We start from the raw sequence: 6,656 nt of genomic DNA on the forward strand, positions 1-6,656 counted from the left end.
GTGTGAAATGGACCGAGTCCGGGCAGCTCACTGGTTAACAGCGGCCGCATCATCTTGTGACGAACCGGGGGTCTCCACCGCTTCGGAAGCGAGTCGTGAATTGCATGCACTGCAGAACGAGATGAGCGCTTGTGAAAGAACAGAGTTCGAGAAATCAAGGTGAAGCCACAACCCAACAAATCGTTCCAGCCGACGCTCGCTCCGCTCGCGACGGCTGAACTCAAGCGTTAGGCGCCTAGGTATCTAATGAGTAAGCACGTAAACATTAATGCATGCCTAATTCTCTTAACTAGTGTCGCATTTACCTTCATTACGACAGGCTTAGGGTCGGGAGGTGAAGGTCAATCCGCATATGGTTGGGGTTTCATATTTGGTCGTTCCTTCGCAGGTGCTCTCGTCCCGCTATTTTTAGTTGTCATCGTTCGCCTCATCTTCCGTCGCAAGCCATTGCTCTCAAACTGGGCAATTGTTGCTTGGTGGGCGTTGTTTGTCCTCATGTCATTCTTAGCCCTGCTTGGAAGTTTGCGTCCGCCTCCCCAATATGGCGCCTAACAACACATTCCAGTGCGACGTCTTCGCCTTCGGTTCAGCCGTTCCTGAATGTGGGCGTTATGCTTCTTAGAAATTTCACAGTTTTCTTTGCCCTGCTGGGTCTAGCTGCTTGCCAATCTACGAAAAAGGCTACAGTGGCTTTGGCCGAGCCAAATGCCGTCATCGAAATGGCGAAGGGTGGCGACACGAGCGCCCAGCATCGCCTTTGCTACGACTATTCGTACGGTGCACGTGACTTGCCAGAAGACGCTGGGAAAGCTGTGTTCTGGTGCACAAAGGGCGCCGAGGCAGGAGTTCTCAGCTCAGTTACATTGCTGGCCGAGAAGCATCTATATGGGCTAGGTGTGCCTGAGAACAAGAGCCTTGCTTACACGCTGTATGCCCAGGCTGCGAATGCGGGTCATCGTCACGCTCAGTACATTGCAGCTCGCATACTGCTTGAAGGGGAAGCAGTTGAGCCTGACCTCGATCAGGCAATCATTTGGTTAGAGGCTTCGGCCTCGCAAGGTTATGCTCCGGCACGAGAGCTGCTCGAATTCTTGGCAAATGAACCAGAATACAGAACATAACAAGTTTGTTTGGTCAGAAGTCAATAAATTCAGGGCAAAGCAGGGTTCCAATGCTGTCCAGTTTTCATCATCACATTGAGGATGGTGTTGAATGACATCGGCGCTTGCCGGCGTTACGAACGCGACAGTCCACGTTCATCAAATTGACCGCAGGCGCGGTCAGTATCCGGTGTCTGGATGCAGGTGTTCGTGCATCAGTGCGGCTTGATCAGTTGCCTGACTCGACTTCGCCCCGTCCCGAGGCGCATCGTCGCCTGATCGTCAGCCGCCCTATCGGAGAAGCGAAATGAAAGCCCTTGTGTACAGGCGATTCGGAGCAGCGGATGTGTTGGAGTGGGTCGACGATTGGCCTTATCCCCAACTCTCCGCTGACAGCGTCCTGGTCCGGACGGTGGCCGGTAGCGTCAACCCCAAGGATGTCCTGGTGCGGAAAGGGAAGTTCAGGCACAGCTTCGCGCGGGACTCGCTGCCGCGTGCTTCGGGGCTGGATGTGGCGGGCCGCGTGGTGGCGGTCGGGGACAACGTGACCGAGTTTTCCGTCGGAGACGCCGTCTTCGGGATGACGAACCATTTCTCGGGCGGGGTCCACGTCGAGGTCGCGCGTTTCGATCGGGGCGAAGTTCAACATGCGCCGACCAATCTCTCGCTCGAGATGGCGGCGGCCGTTCCACTCGCCGCGCAAACGGCGTTGCAGGCGATTCGCGATTGCTGCGCGCCCAGTGAGGGCCAGCGAATCCTGATTAACGGTGCGAGCGGTGGCGTGGGTCATTACGCGGTGCAGATCGCCAAGGCCATGGGGCTGGAAGTGCATGGTGTTTGCGGCCCCCGCAACATCGATTTCGTGAAGTCGCTGGGTGCGGATGTGGTTCATGACTACAGTCGCCAGCCCGCGGTGAAGATCGGCTCGCGATTCGACGCCGTGTTCGATGTGTTCGGCAAGTTCACGAGATCGATGTTTTCCGGGCAGCTGACGCCGCGGGGCGTGTATGTCAGTACGGTTCCGAAGCCGCGGACGCTCGCCGGAGAGTTGGTTGCCCGTTTGGGTCTGAACAAGACCAGCCGGCTGGTTCAGGTCCGATCCGATGCCCGGGATTTGTTGCAGCTGAAGCAATGGATCGAGCAAGGTCTGCTGCGGCCGCACGTGCAGAAGACCTATCCGGTGACCGAGGCGGCCGACGCCCACCGGCAGATCGAGTCGCGGCACACCGTTGGCAAGGTGTGCCTCACGTTTGGTACCGGGTAGCGCCCCGCCTGATGGACAGCTGCGGCCGGGACGGTGACGAACTGCCTAGTCTGCCGGGAGGCTGTGGCTATACTGGGGCATCGGCCGTTTCGGCCTTCGGTAACAGGGAGTTCCGATGAAACAGATGATCTGGATGGTCGCCGCCATGTTGCTGAGCGCGTCGGCCGCGGCCTCGGATGGCCGGTGGTCCGGCGAGCGATGCAGCGCGGTGATGCCGTCGGATGCCGAGATCGAGTTGATCGAGCGTGATTTTTCCGCATTCAAGGCTCGGCGCATCAATTCCCGACGCGGGCTGTTTCGCAACCCGGGCAGCGTGGAGATTCCGGTGTGGTTCCACGTGATCAGTCAGGGTTCGCTGCCGGCGCAGGGCAATGTGCCGATGGATCAGATCGACGCGCAGATGGTGGTGCTCAACGACGCTTACGCCGGCACGCCGTTCGTGTTCACGCTGGAGGGCGTGACCCGGACGACCAACCCGGTGTGGTACGCCAATCCCGATGCCGCCAAGCCGAGTCTGCGGGTGGGCGGAGCGGAAACCCTGAACATCTACTCGGCGAATCCGTCCGGTGGCGTGCTCGGCTACGCCACGCTGCCTTGGGGATACACCGCGAATCCGGATGCCGACGGCGTGGTGTTGCTGTACTCCAGCCTGCCGGGCGGCACGGCCGCGCCTTACAACGAGGGTGACACGGGCACGCACGAAGTCGGGCACTGGCTCGGGCTATATCACACGTTCCAGGGCGGCTGCCGCGGCGCCGGTGACTCGGTCGATGACACGCCTTTTGAGCGCAGCCCGGCATATGGTTGCCCGGTTGGTCGCGACAGCTGCATCGGGCCGCGCAAGCCCGGCGACGATCCGATCGACAACTTCATGGACTACGTGGATGACTACTGCATGGTCCGCTTCACGCTGGAGCAGTCCGAGCGGATGGACGCCATGCACGCGCAGTACCGCACGCCCTAGTCGTCTCGTCAGCCCGGCGCTCCGGCAGGGCCGGGCGCCGCCGGGTCAGGAGTCGCTCGGGTGAAACACGATTGGGCGGGTATGACCGCCCGGTCGCGGTTGTGCCGATTCCCGGCGCGCAGGCCCGGTACCGCAGCCGTTGCAGCTGCCGCAGCCGGCATCGCAGCCCGCGGCCGGCGGCGGTTCGCTGCGGCCGGTCAGCCGCATCCACAGGCCTGGCAACAGGCGTCGTACCCAGTAGGCGAGACTGGCGAGGACCGCGATGGCGACCACGATCCACTGGATCCATTCATAACTCGTCATAGCCATAACCTCGCGATCTGATAGACCAGCAGGGAGGCCAGATAGGCCAGACCGAACAGGTAGCCGGTGGCCAGTCCCACGGTCTTCCAGGAGTTGGTCTCGCGCCGGATGACCGCCAGTGTGGACAGACACTGCGGCGCGAACACGTACCAGGCCAGCAGTGACAGCGCGGTGGCGATGGACCACTGGGACGAGATCAGCGGTGTCAGTTGCTGCGCGGCCAGGTCGTCCGCGGCGGAAATCGAGTACACCGTGGCCAGGGCGCTGACGGCGACTTCACGGGCCGCGAGTCCGGGGATCAGCGCAATGCAGATCTGCCAGTTGAAGCCGATGGGTGCGAAGAGTGGCTCCATCCAGTGGCCGATGCGGCCTGCCAGGCTGTAGTCGATGGCCGGTCCGGTCGCGCCCGCCGGTGGCGCGGGGAACGTGGACAGCAGCCACAGGATGATCGTCAACGACAGGATGATCGTGCCGACCCGGCGGATGAAGATGCCGCCACGCTCCCAAAGACCCAGCGCGATATCGCGCGGGCTGGGAACGCGGTAGGACGGCAGTTCCAGCATCAGCGCGTGCTCGGCAGTGTCGCGCGAGAGCATCTTCATTACGTAGGCGACGACCAGCGCGCTGAGAATGCCAGCGACGTAGAGCACGAACAGCACCACGCCCTGCAGGTTGAACAGGCCGCCGACACTCTGATTCGGGATGAATGCGCCGATCAGCAGGGCGTAGACCGGAAGCCGCGCCGAGCAGGTCATCAGCGGCGCGACCAGGATTGTCGCCAGGCGGTCGCGCGGATCCTGGATGGTGCGCGCGGCCATGATGCCGGGAATCGCGCAGGCAAAGCTGGACAGCAGCGGAATGAACGATCGTCCCGTCAGCCCGGCGCCGACCATCAGCCGGTCGAGCAGGAAGGCGGCCCGCGGCAGATAGCCGGATTCCTCCAGGATCAGGATGAACAGGAACAGGATCAGGATCTGCGGCAGAAACACGACCACGCCGCCGATGCCGGCGAGCAGCCCGTCGGTGACCAGCGACTTGAGCAGGCCGTCCGGCATGAAGCGGGCGACACCGTCGGCGAGCAGGCCGATGCCCGCGTCGATGCCGTCGGCGAACGGTGCGGCCCAGGCGTAGACCGCCTGGAACATCAGGAACATGGTCACCGCCAGGATGAGCAGCCCGGCGACCGGATGCAGCAGCACGCGATCCAGCGCGTCGTCCACCGCCGCGGTCCGGCGCGGAACGTCCACGGCCTCGCGCAGGATGCGAGCGACCTCGCCGTGCAGGTCATCCACCGGCGCGGCGGCCGGCGTCTCGAAGGGGCCGTCGGCGTCCAGCCGCGTGATCAGTTCCGCCGCGCCGCCCTTGCGGATGGCGATGGTGTCCACCACGGGGCAGCCCAGTTCGGCTTGCAGGCGCTCCCGGTCGATGCGGATGCCGCGTCGCTTGGCCGCGTCGCTCATGTTCAGCGCGACGACCATCGGCCGACCAAGCTGGCGCAGTTCCAGGACGAAGCGCAGATGCAGGCGCAGGTTGGTTGCATCGACCACGCAGACCAGCAGTTCCGGGCTCACATCATCGAGCCGGCCCATGCAGATGTCGCGGGTGATCGCCTCGTCCGGGCTCGTGGCGTTCAGGCTGTAGGCGCCCGGCAGGTCCAGCACCTGGACGCGGCGGCCTGACGGCGCGCGGAACGAACCCTCCTTGCGCTCAACGGTCACGCCGGCGTAATTCGCGACTTTCTGGCGTCCGCCGGTCAGCTGGTTGAACAGGGCCGTCTTGCCACAGTTCGGGTTGCCGACCAGGGCGATGCTGAGGTTACTCATCGGAGGCTCCCGCGCCGTTGACCAGCCGCACGCGCTCGGCCTCGGCGCGCCGCAGCGCGAACCGCGTGAAACCCACCTGGATCAGCAGCGGATCACCACCCAACGGGCCACGGGCGACGAGTCGCACGGGTTCGCCGCTGACGAAGCCGAGTTCGCCGAGACGGGTTGCGATGGGGTCGGGATCGGCCTGGGTGTCCACGGCCTCGACCACGCCGGAATCACCGACGCGCAGGTCACTGAGTTTCACGGAAGTTGCTTTGAAAAATGAGAATCACTCTCATTATTCTAGGCGTGTAGACGCCAACTTGCACGAAGACTTCGTGGGTCGCCGGAATGTGGCTAGAGCGGATACTCCAGATCGCAGCAGACGACGAATTCCTGCCCACCGAATTCCGCGGCCTGCGACAGGGTGACGCACATGAAGGCGCCGGTCAGCGACAGGTAGGGGCGCGTGATCTGCATCTCCGCGCGATTCAGGCGGGCGCGGCGGAAATACGGACGATGCGCCCAGTTGGCGCCTTCGGAGTTCAGCAGCGGTTTGTGCGGTGAACGGCGACGAATCCGGCTGTTGGCGCCGTCCACGTTGCCGCCGACCTGGCGTCCTCCTGCGTCGAGCACGTAGAGACGAACCGCGCGTTGCAGCGCGAGCATGGGTGTCGCGGCAGCTGCCAGTTCCAGGCCCTGTAGCATCTGCGCCCGCACGGTCGCGAAGGCGGCCTGATAGTCCTGCAAGGCGAACTGGAATGCCGATTCGTGATCGAGTACCTGGCGTTCGAAAATGCTCGTGATGTTGCGAAACGGCAGTTCCGGCGGCACATCGGTCTCGATGTCCCGTCGAGGTCGCGCGAAATAGTAGCCCTGCATCAGGTCGACATCGGCCTGGATGGATTCCAGCGCGTGCTCTTCGGTCTCCACGCCTTCAGCCAGTACCAGCGACCCGATCTCGTGCAGCATGTTCACGATCAGCGGCAGGCAGCGTGTGGCGTGCATATCGCCGCGCGCATCGGCCATGAAGGTGCGATCCAGCTTCACGATGTCGGGGCGGAACTGGATCATGCGCGACAGGTTCGAGAAGCCCACGCCGAAATCATCGATGGCGATCAGGCACCCCAGTTCGCGGTAGGCGGCGACGATGTCCAGCAGGTCGCCGGGGTCTGGAATGTCCTGCTCGACGATCTCGATGACCAGCGAATCGGCCGTGA

General features: G+C 63.0%; 8 protein-coding genes. 3 read left to right on the forward strand and 5 right to left on the reverse strand.

Annotation, left to right across the window (positions count from 1 at the left end; genetic code table 11):
* Nucleotides 1-224, reverse strand: a 224-nt coding sequence (locus tag ABNS06_RS04680; protein WP_348672871.1) for a hypothetical protein, incomplete at its 3' end; no start/stop codon positions are given.
* 387 nt (nt 225-611) lie between these two features.
* Here ABNS06_RS04680 and ABNS06_RS04685 point away from each other — a divergent pair.
* From ABNS06_RS04685 to ABNS06_RS04695, 3 genes are all read left to right on the forward strand, one after another.
* Nucleotides 612-1,121 carry a tetratricopeptide repeat protein gene (locus tag ABNS06_RS04685; RefSeq protein WP_348672872.1) on the forward strand — a complete coding sequence of 170 codons (510 nt, stop codon included), beginning with the start codon at nt 612-614 and terminating at the stop codon, nt 1,119-1,121.
* 286 nt (nt 1,122-1,407) lie between these two features.
* A complete protein-coding gene (locus tag ABNS06_RS04690) occupies nt 1,408-2,364 on the forward strand; it encodes an NAD(P)-dependent alcohol dehydrogenase (protein WP_348672873.1) in 957 nt (318 codons plus the stop codon).
* 115 nt (nt 2,365-2,479) lie between these two features.
* On the forward strand, nt 2,480-3,328 hold the full coding sequence (locus tag ABNS06_RS04695; protein WP_348672874.1) for a zinc metalloprotease: 849 nt from the start codon (nt 2,480-2,482) through the stop codon (nt 3,326-3,328).
* Between the two features lie 45 nt (nt 3,329-3,373).
* Here the strand turns inward: ABNS06_RS04695 and ABNS06_RS04700 are convergent, their stop codons facing one another.
* The 4 genes from ABNS06_RS04700 to ABNS06_RS04715 form a co-directional block, all read right to left on the reverse strand.
* Nucleotides 3,374-3,631: a DUF6587 family protein gene (locus tag ABNS06_RS04700; RefSeq protein ID WP_348672875.1), complete on the reverse strand. Its 258-nt coding sequence runs from the start codon at nt 3,629-3,631 to the stop codon at nt 3,374-3,376.
* On the reverse strand, nt 3,628-5,454 hold the full coding sequence (gene feoB / locus ABNS06_RS04705; RefSeq protein ID WP_348672877.1) for a ferrous iron transport protein B: 1,827 nt from the start codon (nt 5,452-5,454) through the stop codon (nt 3,628-3,630). Before feoB ends, ABNS06_RS04700 begins: the two co-directional genes overlap by 4 nt.
* On the reverse strand, nt 5,447-5,701 hold the full coding sequence (locus tag ABNS06_RS04710) for a FeoA family protein (RefSeq protein ID WP_348672879.1): 255 nt from the start codon (nt 5,699-5,701) through the stop codon (nt 5,447-5,449). The genes feoB and ABNS06_RS04710 overlap by 8 nt, the downstream gene beginning before the upstream one ends.
* Nucleotides 5,702-5,793: 92 nt before the next feature.
* The coding region (locus ABNS06_RS04715; RefSeq protein WP_348672880.1) for an EAL domain-containing protein at nt 5,794-6,656 on the reverse strand (863 nt) is incomplete at its 5' end.

Origin of the sequence: uncultured Abyssibacter sp. (assembly GCF_964000955.1) — a bacterium.
Lineage (GTDB): Bacteria > Pseudomonadota > Gammaproteobacteria > Nevskiales > OUC007 > Abyssibacter.